Raw genomic sequence first — 20,159 nt, forward strand, 5'->3', positions numbered from 1 at the left:
CTACTTAAGTAGGGGGAGGCTCACTTCGCTTAGAAGTATTGGTGTTTAATATGAAATTAAAACAGGTGATAGTTATTAGAACTGACTTGAAAATGAGTAGGGGTAAAATTGCTGTCCAAGTGGCCCATGCATCTATAAGTGCTGCAGAAGATTCTAGGCTTCGTTTCCCTAACTGGTGGAGGGCATGGCTATCGCAAGGTCAAAAGAAGGTGGTTGTTAAGGTTGGGAGTAGAGATGAATTACTCAGCATATTTAATAGGGCGAAGCATAGCAACCTACCTATATCGTTAATTGCTGATAGGGGTCTAACTGAATTAAAGCCTGGCACAATAACATGTGTTGGTATTGGTCCTGCCCCTGAAAAATTAATAGATAAGATAACTGGTAAATTGTCCCTGCTTTGAGGTGTAAATGGGTGTTTCCATCTACTTTTTCTAAGCTCGACCATGAACTTGGACTTCACTATTATCTGACTAGGACTGAAGGTGTTAATGGAAAAATACGATTAATACCTGAGGACTTTATTGTTGAAGAAGTTTTGAGAAGTAAAATTGTTATTCCAATTTCCTTTTCAAGCATGCAGTGCTTTAATATTCCGTTGTCAGGATATGGAAATTATATTCGTGCAATACTGGTTAAGAGAAATTGTGCTACTCTAACTGCCCTCTATCTATTGTCACATTCCCTGAAAATTCCTATTAGTGCCTTTTCATTTCTAGGTTTAAAGGATGCTAGAGCTATTACAAGTCAGTTAATTAGCATTTACTCTCCAAGTGATCTCAACTTAAACTTCAAAAGTAAGAACGTTAGAATAACCTGTCATTCACGTTCATATATTCCAGTTAGAATCAATGAGCTTTATGGAAATAGATTTACTATAAAGATAAGAGCAATACCCTTATCTGAAAAGACAGTCTTATCACGAATTAAAGTTCTCCTAGAAGAAATTAAAAGCATTGGAGGATTACCAGCCTTTTTTGGTTATCAGCGTTTTGGCACTATCAGACCAATTTCCCATAGAATTGGTAAGGCCTTATTAACTGGAAACTTTGAATTAGCTATTAAGCATATTCTCGAGGATTACCAACCTTACAGGCTTATTGAGAAGCAGAAATCTATTCTTCCAGTAGACTATGAATTATTAATACTTAGGGATTTAAGAAATAAATGTAAAAATTATTATAAATTAATCAAAAAAATTCCTAAAATGCTAAGAAAGCTTTTCATTAATGCCTATCAATCATATCTATTCAATAAAATGCTAAGTTATCGAATTAAACTTGGTTTACCATTAAATGAAGCTGTAATTGGCGATTTAGTTGGCTTTCCAGTAACTGGAAGTATTCCTAGATCTCAAGTCTTTATAGTTGAGAGATCCAATCTAGATAAGGTTAATAGTTTAATTCGAAGAGGATTTGCTTCAATTGTTCTTCCAATAATTGGTTGTGACATAAAACTTTTTCCTAAAGGTGTTGCATTTGAACCTGTTTTAAAAGTATTGGAGGAAGAAAATATTTCAACTGAGTCTTTCCGTTTAAGGAAATTATTTCACTTTGATTTTCATGGTACCTACCGTCCCATAGTGTTTCCAATTGAAGATTTTACTGTTTTAAGTGTTGAGTCATCTGAGAATAATGATAAGTGTGCTTTATCCTTAAGATTTATTTTAAGGAAGGGTTTTTATGCAACAATATTTTTGAGAGAAATTATAAAGCCTGTTTTTCCAGATAAAAATGGTTTTTAGGGGACAAGTCTATTTTTATCCCTTGGGAATAGTGTTACTTCTCTTATATTTCTTGCTCCTGTTATAATCATCAATAATCTTTGAAAACCAATTGCCCACCCTGCATGAGGTGGCATTCCATAGTCAAAATATGTTAAGAATGGTTCAAAACTTTCAGGATGAAGCCTCATTTCCTTTAATCTTTCAATTAATAGTTTTTTCTCATGAATTCTTGTTCCTCCGCTTGCTAGTTCAAGCCACGACCAGTTTAAATCGAAGGAGTCTGTGATTTTAGGATTTTCATCTTTTGGTTTAATATAGAAGGGCTTTAAATTTCTAGGCCAGTTTATTATGAAGAATGGTTCATTATATATTTCTCCTAGTTTTCTATTTGCTGGTGTCGGTAGATCTTCCCCCCATTTTATCTTGAATCCATATTCTTTTAATAGTTCTAATGCTTCATCATATGTGATTATTTTAAATGGCTTTCCAGGTACTTCTAATTTTACTCCTAATAATTCTAGTTCCTTTCTGTTTCTATCTTTAACTTCCTTCACTACATGAATTACTAGTTCTTCCAGTATTTTCATTACATCTCTTGCTTCTACAAAGGCTGCCTCAATATCTACCGATATAAATTCGTTTAGGTGATAGGTTGTATCTGATTCCTCTGCTCTATAGAACTGAGCTATTTCAAAAACTCTCTCAAAGACTGATGTCAATATTTCCTTATATATTTGGGGGCTTTGAGCTAAATATGCCTCCTTTTCAAAATATGCCACTGGAAATAATGCAGCTCCCCCTTCAGTTGCAGTTGCCAGTATTTTAGGTGTTACAACTTCAATGAAACCCTTTCCTATCAGGAAATGTCTTATAGTATTGAGAGCTATGTGATGTATTTTAAATATGGCTAAATTTCTAGGTATTCTCAGATCAAGTATCCTCATGTCTAGTCTTGTATCTAAGTCTGCATGTATTCTCCCAGTTGTATCTATTGGTAATGGTGTTTTTGCACTACTTAATATTCTTAATTCACTTGGTATTACCTCTACACCTCTGGGCGCTGTTGACATTGCCCTTACAGTTCCCTTTACACCAATAACGCTTTCACGTTTTAACTTCTTAGTTTTCTCTAGAACCTTTTTTCCCACCTTGCCTCTAGGAACTGTAATTTGAATTATTCCCTCCCTATCCCTTAACAATATAAACTTTATTCCCCCTAAATCTCTGACTTCTAATACCCATCCAAATATAGTGACTTCCCTACCATTAAGTTCTGGTGTTATTTGACTTGTATAATGTGTTTTTCTCCATTCCCCCAACTGGTCGAAGACCATTGATTTTCCTCCACTTAACTTGTCACTATATGGATTATTTCTTTAGTAAATTCAGAAATTACTTTCTCTGCCTGTTGAATATTTATTGCTAACCTCCTTATATCAGATTGAGAAATTCTTATGAAGTTTTCTCTACTCCCATCCGGTAACCATACAACATTTACTCCTAGTACTCTTGCTGGAGCTAAAACTTGTTCAGCTATTTGACGTATACTTGCTGTTTTCTCAACTATTCTTACAGGTTTACCTATTTTTGAGCTTAATTTCTTAGCAACTTTATTCCATAAAGGCCTATATAATCTTCCCTCACTTTTAATTAAAACTATAAGCATTTTACCAACATCTACAGCTTTAAAGAAAATTGAATCTCTTATTGCAGGAAATTTTCTTTCAATTTCTAAGAGATGTCGAGCAACCTCAATATCTAGAGATGTTATTTCACCTCTATCAAACTTCTCTTGACAACTGGGACATAGAATTCCACTTTTCATACATACGAGACATATGGGTAATTTCACGAAAATTAAACCCCCATAAAGAAATAAAATTTGGTGGCTATGCGTTTCTGCGCTACTTTTACTTGCCCTTCACTAGAACTATTGATATAGTGCTTGTATTTATTGTTCTTCCATCTTGTGTTGTTATTTGCTCTGTTCCAATTTCAACATTCTTAACTTTAACGTCTGTTAGAAATCTGTTTCTAACAATTTCCACTATATCGACAGCCTTGCTTATTGCTCTTCCCCTAGCTTTTACACTTACTTCCTTTGCGCCTTGATGGAATAATGTTAGGCAAGCCAATACATAATTCATAATAGGTTTATTTCCTACTAGCACAGCGTTTTCTTGAGCCATAGTCTTCCCCCCTCCATCTTATAATGTAAGCTTAGAAATAATACGAGTAAGCCATTTATAAGATTTAGGTTGCCTAGAATCATTATTCACATACTTGGAGAAAATTATAAGTAAACCTTTACGTATGTCATATAGGGATTGTCATGATAGGGATTAAGCATGATTACCCCCATTTGACGGATAGGCAAAGAGACTTACTAATGAAGTTGTATAAGAGTAGTAAGAGTATTAATGTTTTAACTGTCGCTAAATCTCAAAGTGAAATAGCTAGAGAGTTAGGTATAACGAGGCAAGCTCTCAGTATACATTTAAGGAAATTTAAGGAAGCAGGTTTAATCCGCACTGGAAGAGGTTTTATAGATTTAACAGAGAAAGCTCTAAAAGTTTTAAAAATTAGATCTGCAGACGCCTTTGTCTTCATTAAGATTCAACCACAATTAAGGCAAATTGCATATGAGAAGATAAAGGGGCTTCCTGCTAATAAACTATATCGAGTTACTGGTGATATAGATTTAATTGCCATTGTTGACCAATCAATGCTAGATTCATTTTTAAGGGCAGTATCTAAGGTTGAAGGTGTTATTTCAACTTCAGCTCATATAGTCATAGAGCCATTGAAGAATGTTGGAGGCCATGTAACTTGAAGTTTTATGAGTATGAAGCTAAACAAGTATTTTCTTCATATGGCATCAAGATCCCGAGGGGAGGAGTAGCTTCCTCTTCAAGAGAGGCAAGGGAAATTGCATTATCTATTGGTAAGCCAGTAGTGCTAAAGATTCAAGTGTTGGTTGGTGGTAGAGGGAAGGCTGGTGGAATTAGATTTGCTTCATCACCTGATGAAGCCGAAAAAATTGCTTCAGAGCTTTTAGGCTCTACTTTCAAGGGCTTCAAGGTTAACAAGATCTTAGTGGAAGAGAAGCTTCCAATTAAAAGTGAATATTATATTGGCATAACTATTGATCGTACAGCTAGGAAATTTGTAGCTATTGCCAGTTCAAAGGGTGGAGTTGACATTGAAGAAGTTGCAAAGAATTATCCTCATTTAATAGTCAAGGAACATATTGATCCATTAATAGGCTTCCACACTTTTATGGCTAGAAACATGTTGAAGAAACTTGGTCTAGAGCATTCATTAATTAATCCAATAGCCAATTATTTAAAGAAGCTTTATAACATTCTAGTTGATTATGATGCTGAACTAGTTGAAATTAATCCACTAGTTTTAACTAGTGATGGAGAATTATTTGCTGTTGATGCAAGACTTAATATTGATCAAGATGCATTATTTCGCCACAAAGAATTGATGGATAAAGTTTCATTGAGAGATTTAACGCCCATAGAAATTGAAGCCAAGAAGGCTGGATTATCATATGTTGAGCTTGATGGAGATATTGGCATTATAGGAAATGGCGCTGGACTCGTCATGGCCACACTAGACCTAGTCAAAATGCATGGTGGATCACCAGCCAATTTCCTTGATGTAGGTGGAGGAGCAAGTGAAGAAGCAATTGCAAAGGCTCTACAGATTCTTTTAAACCATCCACGTGTTAAGGTTATTTTAGTGAATATTTTAGGTGGAATAACCCGTTGTGATGTTGTAGCAAAAGGTATTGTTTCAGCTTTAAAGTCTGCTTCAAATCAAAAGCCAATAGTTATACGTCTAGTTGGAACAAATGAAGAGGAAGGAAGAAGAATTTTAAGTGAAGCAGGTATACTTGCATTAACTTCAATTGAAGAAGCAACTTCCCTTGCAGTTAAACTTTCAAGGGAGGAATAGAGATTGGGAATTATTGTTAATAGAGAAACAAGAGTTATTGTACAAGGTATAACTGGTAGACAAGGTAGATTCCACACTAAATTAATGCTAGATTATGGCACTAAAATTGTAGCTGGAGTCACCCCCGGGAAAGGTGGACAGGAAGTCTATGGAGTACCAGTTTATGATACTATGCTAGAGGCATTAGCTCATCATGACGCCGACACTTCCATTATATTTGTTCCAGCCCCATTTGCATTTGAAGCTGTATTAGAAGCTATATTAGCTGGAATAAGAAATATCGTCGTTATAACCGAGCATATACCAGTACATGACTCCATAAAGATGATCACCATAGCCAGAAGATATGGAGTAAAAATAATTGGCCCTAACACCCCTGGAATTATAACACCAGGTGAATGTAAAGTTGGAATTATGCCAGGCCACGTCTTTAAATCTGGAAACATAGGAATAGTATCTAGAAGTGGAACACTAACATATGAAATAGCTATGAGCCTTACACGTAAAAATATTGGGCAATCAACATGTATTGGAATTGGCGGCGACCCCGTTGTAGGCCTCAATTTCATGGAGATCCTGGAATTATTTAAAAATGACCCCCAAACAAAGGCTATAGTAATAATTGGTGAAATTGGTGGTGATATAGAAGAGAGAACTGCAAAATACATTTTAGAGTCAAAGTATCCTAAACCTGTTGTAGCCTTCATTGCAGGTAGAACTGCTCCCCCAGGGAAAAGAATGGGACATGCAGGTGCAATAATAACTGGAACAGCTGGTACTGCTGAAAGTAAAATAAAGGCCTTCAACAGGGCAAATGTACCAGTAGCCAAGAAACCAGCTGAAATAGCTGAAATACTTAAATCTTTATTTTAGATTTGCTTCAAATATTTTATTACTTCATCAACCTGTCTTTCAATTTCTTCTTCACCAATAAGTTTAATTAAATCTCTAATTTCCACTGAAGCTACTCCTTCTTCAATTATTATCCTAGTTCTCTCAACCAACTCTCTCCCAATATTTAATGCTTTATTCAATCTCTCTACATGTCTCTCTAGTAGAAAGATATCCTTATACTCCCTATGAACTTGTCTAACAATATCTCTTAATGAAAACCATTCAACTTCATCAGCTATAGCTTTATTTATTCTCTCCAAGTTTAACTCCATTCTCCTAATTGTCTTCAAAACAATTCTCTCTCTATTCATGATTTCCTCTTTAACTTTAATAAGCTCTTTAACTAATCTATCCATTATCTTCGCTATGAGAATAATTTCTCTTGCAAGTTCTTCTTCACTCTTATCTAGAGCTCTCTTGGCTTTTATTTGATTTTCCATAGATTTTTCATTAACGATTTTAACCATATCTTCAATCCACCTGACAATTCTCCGTGAAGCATTAAGATCACTCTCTGCTTCTTTAATCATTTTTAACCCTAAATCTACAGTAATTTTCCCATGTCTAACAACTTCCTCTATAATCATTTCCCTAACTCTCTTAACCTTCATTTCTCTCCCTCATAATCCAACAATATAATTATTATAATCAAAAACTTTATAATTCTGCTCTATTGTATTTTGCAAGGGATGTATAATGCCAATACACGACCCAGAAAAACTTCATATCGCACAGCAACGTAGACTTTTCATGAAAATTTGTAGAAAATGTGGTGCAAGAAATCCTCGATCAGCAATTAAATGTAGACGATGCAGAAGTAAAAACTTACGTTGGAAACGTAGAGAACGCACAAGATAGTTCCCTCACAACATATTTTAATCCACATTATACATTAACAAGAAGGAATATCTTTATAGAAATTGAAAAGCAATATGAAAGTGATAATTTTAAGTTTGAAGCTTACATTAATTTAATTAGGGCGGGTGGTCTAGCTGGCTAGGATTCCGCCCTCACACGGCGGAGATCGCGGGTTCGAATCCCGCCCCGCCCATTTTTATCTTCATTTTGAAGATAAAAATCCATGATATTTAAGGTGCCATTCGGATACAATTTTATGTTTGAATTCAATTTTTCATATCAAATTGCATAATCACTTTTTATAAATAAGAAAGCAGTGACTTAGTAATTAAGTAGCTCTTATTCAAGCTAAGTTAATCAAATTTAAGTAGATTACCTACCAAAATTTCAATAAATCCTATCTAAAACTATCAAGAATTGAAGTTATTGTTCTTGAAAAGTGATGTATTTTAAAATAAATAATATTCAAGTAAATAATTATATTTAAATAAAAGCATGATATATTTATTTTAGGGGAAATCTGAAAATATGAATAGAAAATTACCTTTGACAATAATAGCAATATTTCTAATCCTAAACACACAAACCTACCTTGTAACAGCTGCAGAATGGACAGAAAACTCAGATTTTGATTATGGAGATAAATGGGTTACAAGAACGTGGGCATGGAATATTTTTGCTACATGGCTTTACGAGCCAAAAGCTCCAGGAGAACCAGAATATGACTTTGCTAAAATAATACAGGAAAATTCTGACTGGATAGCCTATTTACAAGCTGATTCAGATTATAACTGGTGGGAAATAGGATGGGTTGTTTGTGCTGGTGTTACTCAAGGTTGGGTTTGGGATGAAGATACTAAGCCGCCAGAAATATATCAACCTCCTCCCTTGTCAATAACGACAGATCTATCAAGTTTAAAGTTGTATACCTATGTAAGCTATGCAGAATATTTGACTAGTAGCTGGGAATATGGTATACTATCCGATGTGTGGTTTAAGGCTTATGATGTTGTTAAAGAAGTAGATGGAACTTATTATTACTGCCCAGAAACAGTATTCGGAATAGATTTCTATTATAGAATTGGAGGAAGCGTCTTTTATCCATCTGATGGTACTATAAATGACTGTTTGCCTACAAGTTTTGTTTACATTAAGTATAACCTCGGTATTGGACCAAGAGTTAATGATATTCTCGCAACAATGATAGAAGCATCCCAAAATTCACCAAACTATGGAATATACTTCTCTCATTGGAAATGCAAACTCTATCAAGTGGAAAATGTAGTCGAAGAGTCCAAAGGCTTTGTTGCAGCTAAATTTAAGTACCTACGAGTTGAATATACATATTCTACATCCTCTAGCAGTGACTTTTCAACATTATCAATTCTAAGTGAGAATGGTTGGATAAACGATGGACCTATACTAATTTGTAATGACAAGGATACTTATGATGTACATGTTGTTAAAAACAACCTAATGGCTTTTAATGGAATATATAAGTTAAGATTGCAAGGAGCTAAACAATGTATCATATATATCGATAAAATAATGTTAGTAGCAATAAATTCAACGACAAATAAAGGCTTTGAACTACCGCTAATCAAAGCATTACATTCAGGTAAAGTAAATGTAGAAAAACTGTTAAAATCAAATGATAATGTATATGTAGAATTAAGACCAAAAGAAACATTAGAATTACATTTCAAAGCACTAAACACTATTGAAGGTAATTGGAAATACATAGTGATAATCAAAGGAAAACAAATTTAATTTTTAATACCTTAGTAAAATGGACAAACAGTAAGTTGGGGGCTCTCTCGATAATGTATATTAAAGATGCTAATAATTCAATTTCCTCCAGTCTTTTATTTATTCTCTTCATATGGGTTATTGTTTGTTGGATTTTAAATATGGCTGCCAGTTTACTGATTTCTCTTCCTTTCGGCTTAATCTCACTTTTCTTTGCCTATCAATTCTTGAATGGAAAGCTAAAATACTTAAGGGCAACACTCATTCTAACAATAGTCACATCAATAATAACAATAGCTGGAGTAGTCCTATCAACTATAACACCTCAACCTCTACCCTATCAACTTCAATTAATCTTCTATATAGCAACATCAATTGGAGGATTCATTCCACTATGGTTAATATTACTATTAACGTCAATATACAAAACACCAATATTAGCAATAACAGCAACAATCCTAGCAAATATAACAATATGCATATTAATACAGCGAACTCTAAAAATAATACAATATAAACAAACAATACTACACAATAAATGAAAAAAGCTTTTCTCCGAAGCAATTTTGATTGATATATTGGTAATAGTGCAATTACCCTTATTATTGGTCTGAGTGGAAATTCCAGTATTATACTCAAATTTAAAATCTTCATGTTATCAAACAGAAGGTGTAGTGGAATTGAAAGTGATATTATAAATCAATATTATGTTTAACTTGAGTGATAGCACTTTGATTGCTAACTTATTACTATATTATGTTCTTTTTAATTGCACTATAAACTTAGAGAAAAAATTTATCTTCTTACATCAAAATTGTTTATTTTAGCCATGAATAAATAATTCATATTAAAAGGAAAGTAATGTCAAAGATGTTTGCGATACTGAATGCAGATTGAATTAGATCATGATATAATGATTAGTTTTGCATATTGATTGCATATTGTTGTGTTCTCACACGGCGGAGATCGTGGGTTCAAATCCCACCCCGCCCATTTTTATCTTCATTTTGAAGACAAAAATCCATGATAATTAAGGTGCCGTTTGGATACAGTTTTATGTTTGAATTCGATTCTGCATATCAAATTGCATAATCACTTTTTATAAATAAGAAGGCAGTGACTTAGTAATTAAGTAACTCTAAACTAAGCTATGTTAATTTAAAATCTATTAGCGACGAAGACGAATGTAGGATATTTAACTATATTGAAAATGAGGCTGATTTATGAAGAAGGCTAACGTAGTATTAAAAGTCTGAACTAATAAGGACAAGAAGCCAAGATACATTTCAATTTCTAAATTTAAATATCAAATTAATTAAAAAAGAAATTTAACTAATCTAAAATAAAAAATCCTTTTCTTTTTAAATATTTATTTAAAAAATGTTTAAATATTTTGGATTGAAATTTATATTTTTGAGGTTAGTTCTTGGGGAGGGATATTTATGAGGAGGATTTTATTCCTAATTTTGATTGTTGGAATATTAGCAATTCAATATACATCATTAGTTCAAGCTGTTTCTAGTGCTACTTTAAAGATTTGGTATTATCTAGGTATGAAAGCTCAGCTTCAGGATTACTTGAATCTGGGTCCTGGAGACAAGGTTTGTCAAGGATTTAAGCCGCCTAGGAGTTGGATGGTGGATAAGATTTCATTATATGCTGAATATAGTGCTGGAGTTGAGGGAGTTGAAAGGGAGAGGAATGTTACAATACAAGGCATGTCATATATTTACGTTGAGATACGTGAGGGTGGACCGGATGGAATATTACTTGCATATGGAACAGTTTATGTAAGCTATTTGGATTGGTATGTCGTCCAGTTGAGTAGTCAAGTAACACTCTCCCCAAACAAATGGTATTATATTGTGGCTTATTCACCATGTGATGCTTGGAATATTTATTATCATTATGATGGACAACCAAACAATGACGGCCCAGCAGGAGTAAACAGATATGGATACTGGGAAACACTATCAATAGACCTCCTGACAAGATACCATGCAACATACACAATAGACTCAACAAGAATACAACAACTAAAAACACTAGCACAAACATATGAACCTATTTTAATGTACTATAGTGATGAGCCATATTTTCCATGCGATTTTTATTTTGATAAAGACATGGATATAAGCAATAATAAAGATAACTATGATAATCGTGAGTCACATCCAGAATACGATGCAGGATATAGAGTCTTCATACATGTAGAAGAATATGTATTTCATGATGAATTGGGTATGGGACCAATGATAGCAATAGAGTACTGGTATTACTATGTAAATGATCCTAAGCATCTTCATGATTGGGAGTTGCATTGCATAATATTTCTAGATCAGTATACTGAAGAAGTTGTTTTAGTTGGTAGAGCTTGGCATGATTGGATATTTTATGAGGACCCTAATAAACCGACATGGATAGAAGATACGCATCCAGTTGTATACATTGATTATGATCATGCAGCAGATTTTGACCCGTCACCAGGTCAGAATAGAGCATTAAATTACAGGGACGTACTTGAAATTTATGTTTTTGACACATCTCCCTGTATGGGCGAATATGCTCATACATGGGGAACATTCTGTAACATAATAAACTGGGAAGGTTACCATGTGACATGGCCTTATGATGAAGGATGGGCGGACTCCGAGCATGGACCAGACTACTGGTGGCCAAAATACTATAATAAAATAGCTCCATGGCATAGATACACGTGGGATGAACCAACGACAGGTAATCCAAGCATATAACTTCATTTTTATTTATGTGGTGAAGTTTATGACAAAAAATAAAGCTTTTCACTATTATAAAGGTTTTTTAACTTTTATTTTGACCTATATTTTTGCTCCTATTCAAGTCCAACCGCATGATATTGGATGGTTCATATTATTTTCATGGGGATACGTTCCGCCAAATCCAAGAACATATGTTAAACACCCACTAATGCCATTTTATGAATTAAATCCTGAATTGATATCTTGGATATCAAGGAGTAATCTTGGATATCCATTGTACATATTTATAATATTAATGAACGTAGCTCTTATACTTAACATAGGTGCGCTGATAATGATTTATGGAAGAGAAACTAAGAAAACAATCAGAAGGATGAAATTGATTATCATGACGATTAACTTAATATTATTGATGGTGGTACCAGGACTATATTTGTTGATATTGTTTTCTCAAGAGCGACCATTAGTGAGTAGTTTTAATATAGCAATCACAATACTAATTCCACCCTTTAACATGACTACAGTAGGATTAATGTACTCTATACAATGTTTAACATCATCACCAAAAACAATTAAGAAAATAACTATGAAAGCAGACATTTTTCAAAAAATCAAAGAAAACTCAGAACTTAAACAATTATACCGTGAACTTCTCCAAATATATGAACATAAGTACCCTCATAATCCTGAGGGAGTGCTTAGATATCATATTAATAGGGAATTGAGGAGTGGGGTAGGAGCAGATCTGGCGTTAAAGAGATTAATACAAAAACATAAAGCAAATCAATAAGCCCTATTCCCAATTTAACGACTGTGATTTAGTTGCAGTGCTTTTGCATTTAGATTTTCAGTTACTTTTGTATTTTTGTCAGTATGATTTGTATTAATCCACATAAAACAAGTAGACAGATCCCAATATCAGGTTCATAAGTATATGGAGGATACCCTTTAATTACAATAATTGCATACGTTCATAATAATACCTTTCAAACTTATTGTTAACATTATTGATGACATTATGGCCAGAGCTCCTCTTAAGTACCCGAACTTTTTATTAAACATTGAAATTAATATAAAAAACCGATTTAAGCTAGTCAACTCCAATAATATAAATATTCTCTACTTCATCTGGTTCTGAAGGTATTTCATATTCATTTAATGCTATTACTCTTATACTATAATAAGTCCCACTTGGTGCTGTTGATGAATCCCAGTAACCAACCCATAATCCTAGAGATGAGTTATAAAACATTGATTGCCTGCCAGTATCGTAGTTTGGATTATAAACACGGTAACCCACTGAGCTTATGGTTATTGTAGATGTAACTTCAGATTGAATCTCCACAATACCAGAAACAGTTTCACTATCATATGGATAAATTATACTTACAATCGGTCTCGATACAATTGGATAAAAATATCCTTCACCTCTAATATCACCTAGATTAAGGTCGTGTTCATATATGACGTAATGGACAAAACCATAGGAAGAAGATTCAAACTATACGACCTAAGAGCATACTTTGCAACACACCTAGGCCTAAAAGAGATACCAGGACAAGTAATAAATATAATACGAGGAAGAATACCGCCAAGAGAATACAAAATACTAACAAAACACTACCAAGCAAATATGAAGTCTGGACTATTGGATTAGCTAGTGGATTAAATACAATCTACAATAACCTCAAATATGCAGAAATACTCCTAGACAAAAATCCAGTAATATAAACACCTTAAATAGTTATGAATGTATGGTTTTTAAGACCTGTAGACTTTGTATTAGAGAAATAGGGATTCTAAAAACAAAAATCCACCTGAGGTAAAAAAGTTGGGTACAACAACCACAAGAATAAAAAGAAAAAACACAAACTACTAAAACTAAAAAGAAAAATGAAAAAGCAAGACAATAAATGATGTAATAGTTAAATTGATTAAATTGTATAAAAATCTTAAAAATCCTGCAATATTATATGAAATGTATTTTCCTACTAAAAGAACATGGATAGCATAAAGCTTTTTAGTAAAAGTCTGGTAAACAATAGGATAAAGATATGAAACACCTAAACAGAAGTTTTAATGGTAGTTAAAATTAAGTGTTAATTAACCCTCAAATTTATTGGCTACATAGAATTTTAAATTGCCCAATTATATTTAACTCCTTTTAATCTCTTTGTAAATTCTTCAATGTATATGATTATGAAAATTGGATATAGTGGTATGTATTATTAATTATTTTTAAATATTAGTTTTATTTGTCAAGAAGTTTTCTAACAATTTATATGTTAGTTTAAGTTTAAATTAAATATTTTATTGCCATGTTTGTCGACTTACACTTCTTCTCTTCATATTTGATGGATCACAATTTAATCTCCAAATTCCATCTGCAAAATCATAGACTATTAATCCTAATTTTCCAGCCAATTTATCACTAATTAATATTTCATCTTCAATTGGTGATATAACTAAATCACATGTAATGCTATTTGTTTCATATTCAACAATTACATTGACATTTAATTCATTTGAAATAATATAGTTTCTTATTGGACCTCCAGCAGTCATATATTCCTTAACTTCATATCTCTCAGATGGAAGGGGCCATAAACCCAACTTTTCAGTTGCCTTTATTGGTAATAGAAGTTGAGGTGAAATTGTTTCAAAGCCAGAATTAACTAATGCATTTGCCTCTAAACCTTATTAGTTGATCTACTCTTTATCCTTAATCTTACTCTTATCGCCATAATCTCTACCCTTAAGTTCAATTGGATAAATCCTTCCAATTCTCTCTCTAAATATCTCCCTAATATGACCAATTCTCTCCACTAAATCTCCCCAATCCACTATTTATTTTAATTAAATATTAGCTTTATTAGTGGAGAATGGGAATTTAGAGAATCAATAAACCTAGGAAAAATGTCTTCAAATAATGCTAGAATAGATTGAGTATTAGTGAATTTTAGGATTTAAAGTTAAGAATTGAAGATGCTAATTGGAATTACTAAGGTTATTGATGTTTCAAAATATGAAATATTTATAAAGCTTGGAATACTTGCTGTAATTGTTCCAAATAATCTAGATGCAATACTGATAACACCATCAAATGAAAAACAATATCCAATTAAAGCCTACACCTACAATTAAACAAGAATTGTTTATGAATTCAAAGTTAATGAGATTGGTAGGGCAAAGTTAATATTGAGTCAATAATCTTGAAGTTTATTTGAATATTATTGTTAGGATTATTGTAACCCACATGGTTATAAGCATACTAATAATCCAGTTAAATTTACTATCAATCTTCCGGTCTAATAGGTTGATTCTACTTTCAAAATAACTCCTCAACTCTTTAATTCCACTTTCAATATGATTTAATCTTTTATCTATTTGCTCTAATATTCCCTCAATTTTAGCAACTCTAACCTCTAAGCTATGAACTCTATCTTCAATAGCCTTTAATCTCTCTTCAACACTCAATTAACCCTACACCATGAAATTCCAATATAAACTTGTTTTTAAAGGTATCGTGCAAATTTAATGGAGAAAACAATTGCAAATTACACTTGAAAATACACTTTGGATAATAGCTGTACTTTCAATTGGTAAGTGGTGAAGTTGAAAATTTAATTGATTACTGGATTAATTTTAAGCCTAAGAATATTGAAGATTTAGCCTTTACTTATGCTTCAATATGCTTAAGTTTACTGGAGAATTTGCCTTCAAATACATTTACACGCACCATGCATACTCCTAGGCTTCGTGAAATAATCATTCTATCTCTAATCTCAATAATCACTACATCATCCTATTTTGTAGCTAAGAGAGCTGGGGAGGAGATTGGAGGAGTCAGATATGAAGGATATCCATAAGATTTCAAAAATTATAATAATAGTCTTGATATTGGCTGTTATGGCTTTAGCACCATTCATAATAGTTTCAACCATAATTGAAATTCATGAAGAAAAGTTAGTGGAATTACCATTATACTTAAAGCAGTTGATTATGGTGAAATTAAACATCTAGAATTTATTCCAAAACCAATTTATAAAGCTAGAGAGTTAACTTGTAGTGAAGTTGCAAGAGAATTATTATTAAAGGCAATTTATGAATTTGAATTAAATGAAGACAAACTAGACTTTATATTGGCATGTAGACGTGATTGATATTACATTATAATTTTAATTGTATCTTCAAGATTTATTCCCAATTTTGTTCCAGTTGTTAATTGTTTTCCTTTAATTAGTATTGTTATGTGATTTGGTGCATAATCCTCATTAAACCCAGCAATTGTTCCAATGAACTTGTCTTTAATGTAAATTTTATCGCCAATGACTGCTACTCCACCATCAATTATCTCTACGAAGCCAATATATCCCACATTATTAACTGTGCTTCCCGGTTTAATACTGGCCTCATTTGTTAATGCTAATTCACATATTGAATACCTTGTTAATGCTCTTGAGATAGGATGTATTAATTTCATCTTCCTATCAGTAATAATTCCACTAATAGCAATAGGACTACTAATCATAACAAATAAGGAAGAATTCATAGGAAAAGAATATAAGAACAAATGGTGGGAAAACATACTATTAATAATAATAGTACTCATAGCATTATGGAGTACTTATAAACTAGCCCTATCACTAATATACCGCTAATCTACATCAACAATCCAATTTATTTATCATTTCAATTTAGAGGAGAAAGTAATGGTAAAGATAATAGTCATTGGCGGAGGATTTGGAGGAATTGGAGTTGCCCTTGGAGCAATTAAAGCTGGAGGAGATGTAACCCTGTTAGAGAGAACTGACATGCTACTTGGAACTGGACTGATTGGCGGAATCTTTAGAAATAATGGAAGATTTACTGCAGCTGAAGAAGCAATAGTTATGGGAGCAGGAGAAATTTTTGAATTAATGGATAGGATTGCAAGACATAAGAATATAGAATTTCCAAGACATAAACATGCAAGTCTCTATGATGTATATAAAATTGAACCAGAAATTAGAAAACTTCTAAATAAAATGAATATTAACGTAAGGACTTCATCAAGAGTTGTAAATGTAAAGAGAGAGGGTAGAAGAATAATTTCAGTTATCTTAGACGATGGAAGTGAAATTAAAGGTGACGTATTTATAGATGCAACCGGAACTTCGGCTTATCCAGCTAATTGCATAAAATATGGCAATGGATGTGTAATGTGCATGTTAAGATGTCACACTTTTAAGCCGAGAATAAGGCATAACAGAAAAATTAGAAGTGGAGGAGTATTATAGAGTGAGGCCTGATGGTACTCCAGGAGTTATGAGTGGGTCGTGTAAGATAGCAAAGGAATCATTATCTAAGGATATAAGAAATAAACTTGATAAAAATGGAACTGTAATAATACCATTACCAAAGGAATTGATTGATGAACATAAACTCAAAATAAAAGCATGTGTTCAATATGCATACCCAGAATATATAGAAAACATAGTATTACTAGATACTGGGTCAGCAAAACTCATGACATCATACTTTCCACTAGAATTATTAAGGAAAATACCTGGATTTGAAAGAGCAAGATTTGAAAATCCGATATCTGGAGGTGTAGGTAATTCAATAAGATTCATGGCAATGGCTCCTAGAGACAATACAATGCAAGTAATAGGCATAGAAAATCTATTCGTTGCAGGAGAGAAATCCGGTCCACAAGTAGGACATACTGAAGCAATAACAACTGGAATTTTAGCTGGGTATAATGCGGTTTTAAAGGGCATGAATAAGAAGCCCATCAAATTACCAAGAAGCACTATTATTGGAGACTTTATAGCATATATAAATGAAGAAGTAAATAAGAGAAAACCAGTAACAACTGGATACACATATTCTGGAGGAAAATACTTTAACAGAATGATTAACTTAGGATTCTACACAACTAATATAAATGAAATTGAAATGAGAATTAAAAAAGCAGACGTATACAAGATATTTGAAAGAAAGATTTCATAGTAAATCTAAATAACAGCGCTTTTTAAAATTATAATACTTCACCAATTAATTGAAATCTCAGATAATGTTATTATCAAAATTTATACCATGAAAATGTGAAGTTAAATGTTATGGCTTTATATGGCTATATGGTTTATTTATAATTCATAATGGAAATTTAATTGAAATCAGTGTTCCAGTAAGATGTAATTTAATGTTTAAATTCAAATTCTACACATCATCTTTTATAAGACAATATGCACACCTAGTTATTGGACCATCTTGATTAATATGTGTCAGTATAACTTATCTCAGACCATCCACATCATAGAATTCAATATTAAAGCTGAGCTTCAGAAAATTATCTAGATATCCAAAGATTTAATTAGCCTATCAACCTTCCCATATCTCGGTTTCTAATGAATCTCTTACATCAATAGCTCAAAAACTAAATTTACTGACTCAACAGTTCCTCAAGCTCCTCTCCACATAAATTTGCCATCAATTCAACGAATAAAAAGCTACATCAAGTAAGTAAACCTAGTGTCATTATATAATTGGTTAGAAAAATAAAATGAGAATTATTTAGTTGTATTTTAGCTGAGATGTCATCGAAGTTTATATCCACAATTGGTACAGAATCTATCGTCGGGTTCAACTTCATTTCCACATTTTGGACAGAATCTAATGGCCTTTCTTCTCGAGACTCTTCTTGGCTTTACTACTCTTAATGGTTCTTCCTCTTCGAATTCTTCTTCTTGTTCAAGGATTCTTGCTTTTCGATGTCTTTCCATAGCTCTAATAAGATCATTATAGAATTCTCTAGCTTTAAACTGTCTTCTAATAGTTCCTTCAAAGGGGGAGAATATTATGGAGAAGTGTTTATCTTTCCATCCCAAGGTTAGTTCTATAAACTCTTTTTTGCCCAGGACGCCATAACGTTTTTCTACAATTTTTACATCTTCAATTGCCTCAAATGGAATTTCTACAGCCTTACCTTTACCTATGAAGAAGGCTCCAGGTCCAATTAACGTGAAGAGGGCAGCCTCTTTTAGCGATCTCTTAGCCATCTCCTTCTTAGAAATTTTTAGCTCATCTAGCTTATACTTCCTCTTTAGCTCGGATTCAAGTTGCTTAGGAAGTTTCATTTTTAAACCTTTAGAAGTCAATTCAACTTCTCCATCCCAAAAAGTTGGAAGAGAAATACTTCGAAAGGCAGCCTTCATTAATCAATTCCTCCACATATATAAAGTTAAACATGGATTATTCGTTTTTATATTCTTTTTCATCGTTTTATCTTTTATGTTATGATGAATAATGTGAAATTTCCTTGTTTACTATTCTTTAAAGTTAGTGTGGTTGACTTGTTGACAATAAGGTTTATTTAGACTAGTTTTGTACCACATTTAGCACAGAATTTTGCTGTAGGCTTATTTTCATGTCCACATTCTGGACAAATCTTCTTTTCCAGTTTTGGTTTAACTTTTCTAGGTTTCCTTGTCGGCCTTTTAGGTTTTGGTGGCGGAGGAGGCGCCTCTTCCTCTTCTTCATAAAACATTTTTGCTTCAAGTAGAGCATCTATAAATTCTTGAAGCCTACCTGGGTGAATAGCATATCTCTGGTATAGTACTGTTGATTTTTCATCCCTATATCCTAATTCTATTATCACATGATTTTCTCTTGGAGTCACTTCAATAAAATTGGCATAATATAATGATAATTCTCCTAGAAAGGAGATTTCTGCTTCTCTAGCCGTAAATATTCCCCCTACTTATTTCTGGTTAAATTATTTGTGAGTATAGCATATTAGCTTTTACATTTTATTTAAGGTTAAAGACAATTAGACATCAATTCAAGCTTACATAGAAATATTAGAATACTATTAAACTTTAACCTCTACTCGACTTTACTTCTAGAACTAAATCCCCTTTAATAATGGTATCTAAATCATAATAAATCAATTTATCAAGAATAGCTATTGCAATATGAATTGAGTAAAAGAAGATAAGCTCAGAATATTTAGAATGTAAATCAGCAGAATAAATTAAATGCCTAAACTCTAAAGAAGGAAAATAGGCTTCACAAATCTTCTAACAATAGAATTTAAAGCACTCAAAACAAGACCAATATCTCTATCATCAACACAAACCCTAATAGATATATCCACATCAAGATAACATGTAAAAGCTCCACAAGTAAATCCATCTTAAAAACTAACAGAATAAACATTCCAATGAATAACAGTAGTAATGAAA

General features: G+C 32.7%; 24 protein-coding genes, 1 tRNA gene and 1 pseudogene. 16 read left to right on the forward strand and 10 right to left on the reverse strand.

What is annotated here, in order from left to right; translation table 11 throughout:
- Positions 1–50: 50 nt before the first annotated feature.
- Together pth2 and truD are read left to right on the forward strand one after the other, a co-directional pair.
- Positions 51–404, forward strand: coding sequence for a peptidyl-tRNA hydrolase Pth2 (pth2, locus tag ACW8TM_RS03950; RefSeq protein ID WP_491531976.1), 354 nt, complete (start codon positions 51–53; stop codon positions 402–404).
- An 11-nt stretch (positions 405–415) separates the two neighbouring features.
- On the forward strand, positions 416–1,744 hold the full coding sequence (gene truD, locus ACW8TM_RS03955) for a tRNA pseudouridine(13) synthase TruD (RefSeq protein ID WP_491531977.1): 1,329 nt from the start codon (positions 416–418) through the stop codon (positions 1,742–1,744).
- On the opposite strand, the gene aspS is transcribed toward truD, so the two are convergent.
- From aspS to albA, 3 genes are read right to left on the reverse strand one after another with little or no spacing between them, the layout of a single operon-like run.
- Positions 1,741–3,060: an aspartate--tRNA(Asn) ligase gene (gene aspS / locus ACW8TM_RS03960; protein ID WP_491531978.1), complete on the reverse strand. Its 1,320-nt coding sequence runs from the start codon at positions 3,058–3,060 to the stop codon at positions 1,741–1,743. The two genes, truD and aspS, sit on opposite strands and share 4 nt — an antisense overlap.
- 14 nt (positions 3,061–3,074) lie before the next feature.
- On the reverse strand, positions 3,075–3,578 hold the full coding sequence (locus ACW8TM_RS03965; RefSeq protein ID WP_491531979.1) for a transcription elongation factor NusA: 504 nt from the start codon (positions 3,576–3,578) through the stop codon (positions 3,075–3,077).
- 58 nt (positions 3,579–3,636) lie between these two features.
- Entirely contained in the window at positions 3,637–3,915 is a 279-nt protein-coding gene (albA, locus tag ACW8TM_RS03970; protein ID WP_491531980.1) for a DNA-binding protein Alba, read from the reverse strand.
- A 200-nt stretch (positions 3,916–4,115) separates the two neighbouring features.
- Between albA and ACW8TM_RS03975 the strand changes: the two genes are divergently transcribed.
- The 3 genes from ACW8TM_RS03975 to sucD are packed head-to-tail and all read left to right on the forward strand — an operon-like array spanning position 4,116 to position 6,565.
- The gene (locus tag ACW8TM_RS03975) at positions 4,116–4,559 is read left to right on the forward strand and encodes an Lrp/AsnC family transcriptional regulator (RefSeq protein ID WP_491531981.1); all 444 of its coding nucleotides are present in this window, start codon (positions 4,116–4,118) and stop codon (positions 4,557–4,559) included.
- Positions 4,556–5,692 (forward strand): ADP-forming succinate--CoA ligase subunit beta, encoded by a 1,137-nt coding sequence (sucC, locus tag ACW8TM_RS03980; RefSeq protein WP_491531982.1) that lies wholly within the window; start codon positions 4,556–4,558, stop codon positions 5,690–5,692. The genes ACW8TM_RS03975 and sucC overlap by 4 nt, the downstream gene beginning before the upstream one ends.
- Positions 5,693–5,695: 3 nt before the next feature.
- Positions 5,696–6,565, forward strand: coding sequence for a succinate--CoA ligase subunit alpha (gene sucD, locus ACW8TM_RS03985; protein WP_491531983.1), 870 nt, complete (start codon positions 5,696–5,698; stop codon positions 6,563–6,565).
- Here sucD and ACW8TM_RS03990 read toward each other — a convergent pair.
- Complete coding sequence (locus ACW8TM_RS03990) at positions 6,562–7,197, reverse strand: hypothetical protein (protein ID WP_491531984.1); 636 nt, start codon at positions 7,195–7,197, stop codon at positions 6,562–6,564. The genes sucD and ACW8TM_RS03990 overlap by 4 nt on opposite strands.
- 85 nt (positions 7,198–7,282) lie before the next feature.
- Between ACW8TM_RS03990 and ACW8TM_RS03995 the strand changes: the two genes are divergently transcribed.
- The 6 genes from ACW8TM_RS03995 to ACW8TM_RS04020 all read left to right on the forward strand — a co-directional run bounded on the left by ACW8TM_RS03995 (position 7,283) and on the right by ACW8TM_RS04020 (position 12,721).
- Positions 7,283–7,444 carry a 50S ribosomal protein L40e gene (locus tag ACW8TM_RS03995; RefSeq protein WP_491531985.1) on the forward strand — a complete coding sequence of 54 codons (162 nt, stop codon included), beginning with the start codon at positions 7,283–7,285 and terminating at the stop codon, positions 7,442–7,444.
- Positions 7,445–7,563: 119 nt separating this feature from the next.
- Positions 7,564–7,637, forward strand: a tRNA-Val gene (locus tag ACW8TM_RS04000).
- A 335-nt stretch (positions 7,638–7,972) separates the two neighbouring features.
- The gene (locus tag ACW8TM_RS04005) at positions 7,973–9,214 is read left to right on the forward strand and encodes a hypothetical protein (RefSeq protein ID WP_491531986.1); all 1,242 of its coding nucleotides are present in this window, start codon (positions 7,973–7,975) and stop codon (positions 9,212–9,214) included.
- A gap of 53 nt (positions 9,215–9,267) precedes the next feature.
- Positions 9,268–9,735 (forward strand): hypothetical protein, encoded by a 468-nt coding sequence (locus tag ACW8TM_RS04010; RefSeq protein WP_491531987.1) that lies wholly within the window; start codon positions 9,268–9,270, stop codon positions 9,733–9,735.
- Positions 9,736–10,635: 900 nt separating this feature from the next.
- Positions 10,636–11,946: a hypothetical protein gene (locus ACW8TM_RS04015; protein ID WP_491531988.1), complete on the forward strand. Its 1,311-nt coding sequence runs from the start codon at positions 10,636–10,638 to the stop codon at positions 11,944–11,946.
- Between the two features lie 28 nt (positions 11,947–11,974).
- Positions 11,975–12,721, forward strand: coding sequence for a hypothetical protein (locus ACW8TM_RS04020; RefSeq protein WP_491531989.1), 747 nt, complete (start codon positions 11,975–11,977; stop codon positions 12,719–12,721).
- A gap of 300 nt (positions 12,722–13,021) precedes the next feature.
- Here ACW8TM_RS04020 and ACW8TM_RS04025 read toward each other — a convergent pair whose 3' ends face one another.
- Positions 13,022–13,276 carry a hypothetical protein gene (locus ACW8TM_RS04025; RefSeq protein WP_491531990.1) on the reverse strand — a complete coding sequence of 85 codons (255 nt, stop codon included), beginning with the start codon at positions 13,274–13,276 and terminating at the stop codon, positions 13,022–13,024.
- Positions 13,277–13,402: 126 nt separating this feature from the next.
- On the opposite strand from ACW8TM_RS04025, the gene ACW8TM_RS04030 reads away from it, so the two are divergent.
- Entirely contained in the window at positions 13,403–13,588 is a 186-nt protein-coding gene (locus ACW8TM_RS04030) for a hypothetical protein (RefSeq protein ID WP_491531991.1), read from the forward strand.
- A gap of 653 nt (positions 13,589–14,241) precedes the next feature.
- On the opposite strand, the gene ACW8TM_RS04035 is transcribed toward ACW8TM_RS04030, so the two are convergent.
- Entirely contained in the window at positions 14,242–14,544 is a 303-nt protein-coding gene (locus ACW8TM_RS04035; RefSeq protein ID WP_491531992.1) for a hypothetical protein, read from the reverse strand.
- A gap of 366 nt (positions 14,545–14,910) precedes the next feature.
- On the opposite strand from ACW8TM_RS04035, the gene ACW8TM_RS04040 reads away from it, so the two are divergent.
- Positions 14,911–15,075, forward strand: a complete 165-nt coding sequence (locus ACW8TM_RS04040; RefSeq protein WP_491531993.1) for a hypothetical protein — start codon at positions 14,911–14,913, stop codon at positions 15,073–15,075.
- Positions 15,076–15,150: 75 nt separating this feature from the next.
- On the opposite strand, the gene ACW8TM_RS04045 is transcribed toward ACW8TM_RS04040, so the two are convergent.
- A complete protein-coding gene (locus ACW8TM_RS04045) occupies positions 15,151–15,408 on the reverse strand; it encodes a hypothetical protein (protein ID WP_491531994.1) in 258 nt (85 codons plus the stop codon).
- 122 nt (positions 15,409–15,530) lie between these two features.
- Between ACW8TM_RS04045 and ACW8TM_RS04050 the strand changes: the two genes are divergently transcribed.
- Together ACW8TM_RS04050 and ACW8TM_RS04055 are read left to right on the forward strand one after the other, a co-directional pair.
- Positions 15,531–15,800 carry a hypothetical protein gene (locus ACW8TM_RS04050; RefSeq protein WP_491531995.1) on the forward strand — a complete coding sequence of 90 codons (270 nt, stop codon included), beginning with the start codon at positions 15,531–15,533 and terminating at the stop codon, positions 15,798–15,800.
- Positions 15,769–15,954, forward strand: a complete 186-nt coding sequence (locus ACW8TM_RS04055) for a hypothetical protein (protein WP_491531996.1) — start codon at positions 15,769–15,771, stop codon at positions 15,952–15,954. Before ACW8TM_RS04050 ends, ACW8TM_RS04055 begins: the two co-directional genes overlap by 32 nt.
- Before the next feature lie 142 nt (positions 15,955–16,096).
- Here the strand turns inward: ACW8TM_RS04055 and ACW8TM_RS04060 are convergent, their stop codons facing one another.
- Positions 16,097–16,462 (reverse strand): DUF6917 domain-containing protein, encoded by a 366-nt coding sequence (locus ACW8TM_RS04060; RefSeq protein ID WP_491531997.1) that lies wholly within the window; start codon positions 16,460–16,462, stop codon positions 16,097–16,099.
- A gap of 181 nt (positions 16,463–16,643) precedes the next feature.
- On the opposite strand from ACW8TM_RS04060, the pseudogene ACW8TM_RS04065 reads away from it, so the two are divergent.
- Positions 16,644–17,925, forward strand: a pseudogene (locus ACW8TM_RS04065) (FAD-dependent oxidoreductase).
- A gap of 587 nt (positions 17,926–18,512) precedes the next feature.
- On the opposite strand, the gene ACW8TM_RS04070 reads toward ACW8TM_RS04065, so the two are convergent.
- Positions 18,513–19,130 carry a zinc ribbon domain-containing protein gene (locus tag ACW8TM_RS04070; RefSeq protein WP_491531998.1) on the reverse strand — a complete coding sequence of 206 codons (618 nt, stop codon included), beginning with the start codon at positions 19,128–19,130 and terminating at the stop codon, positions 18,513–18,515.
- Positions 19,131–19,288: 158 nt separating this feature from the next.
- Positions 19,289–19,573, reverse strand: a complete 285-nt coding sequence (locus tag ACW8TM_RS04075) for a zinc ribbon domain-containing protein (protein ID WP_491531999.1) — start codon at positions 19,571–19,573, stop codon at positions 19,289–19,291.
- Positions 19,574–20,159: the final 586 nt, after the last annotated feature.

The sequence above is a fragment of the Candidatus Culexmicrobium sp. genome, assembly GCF_058356305.1.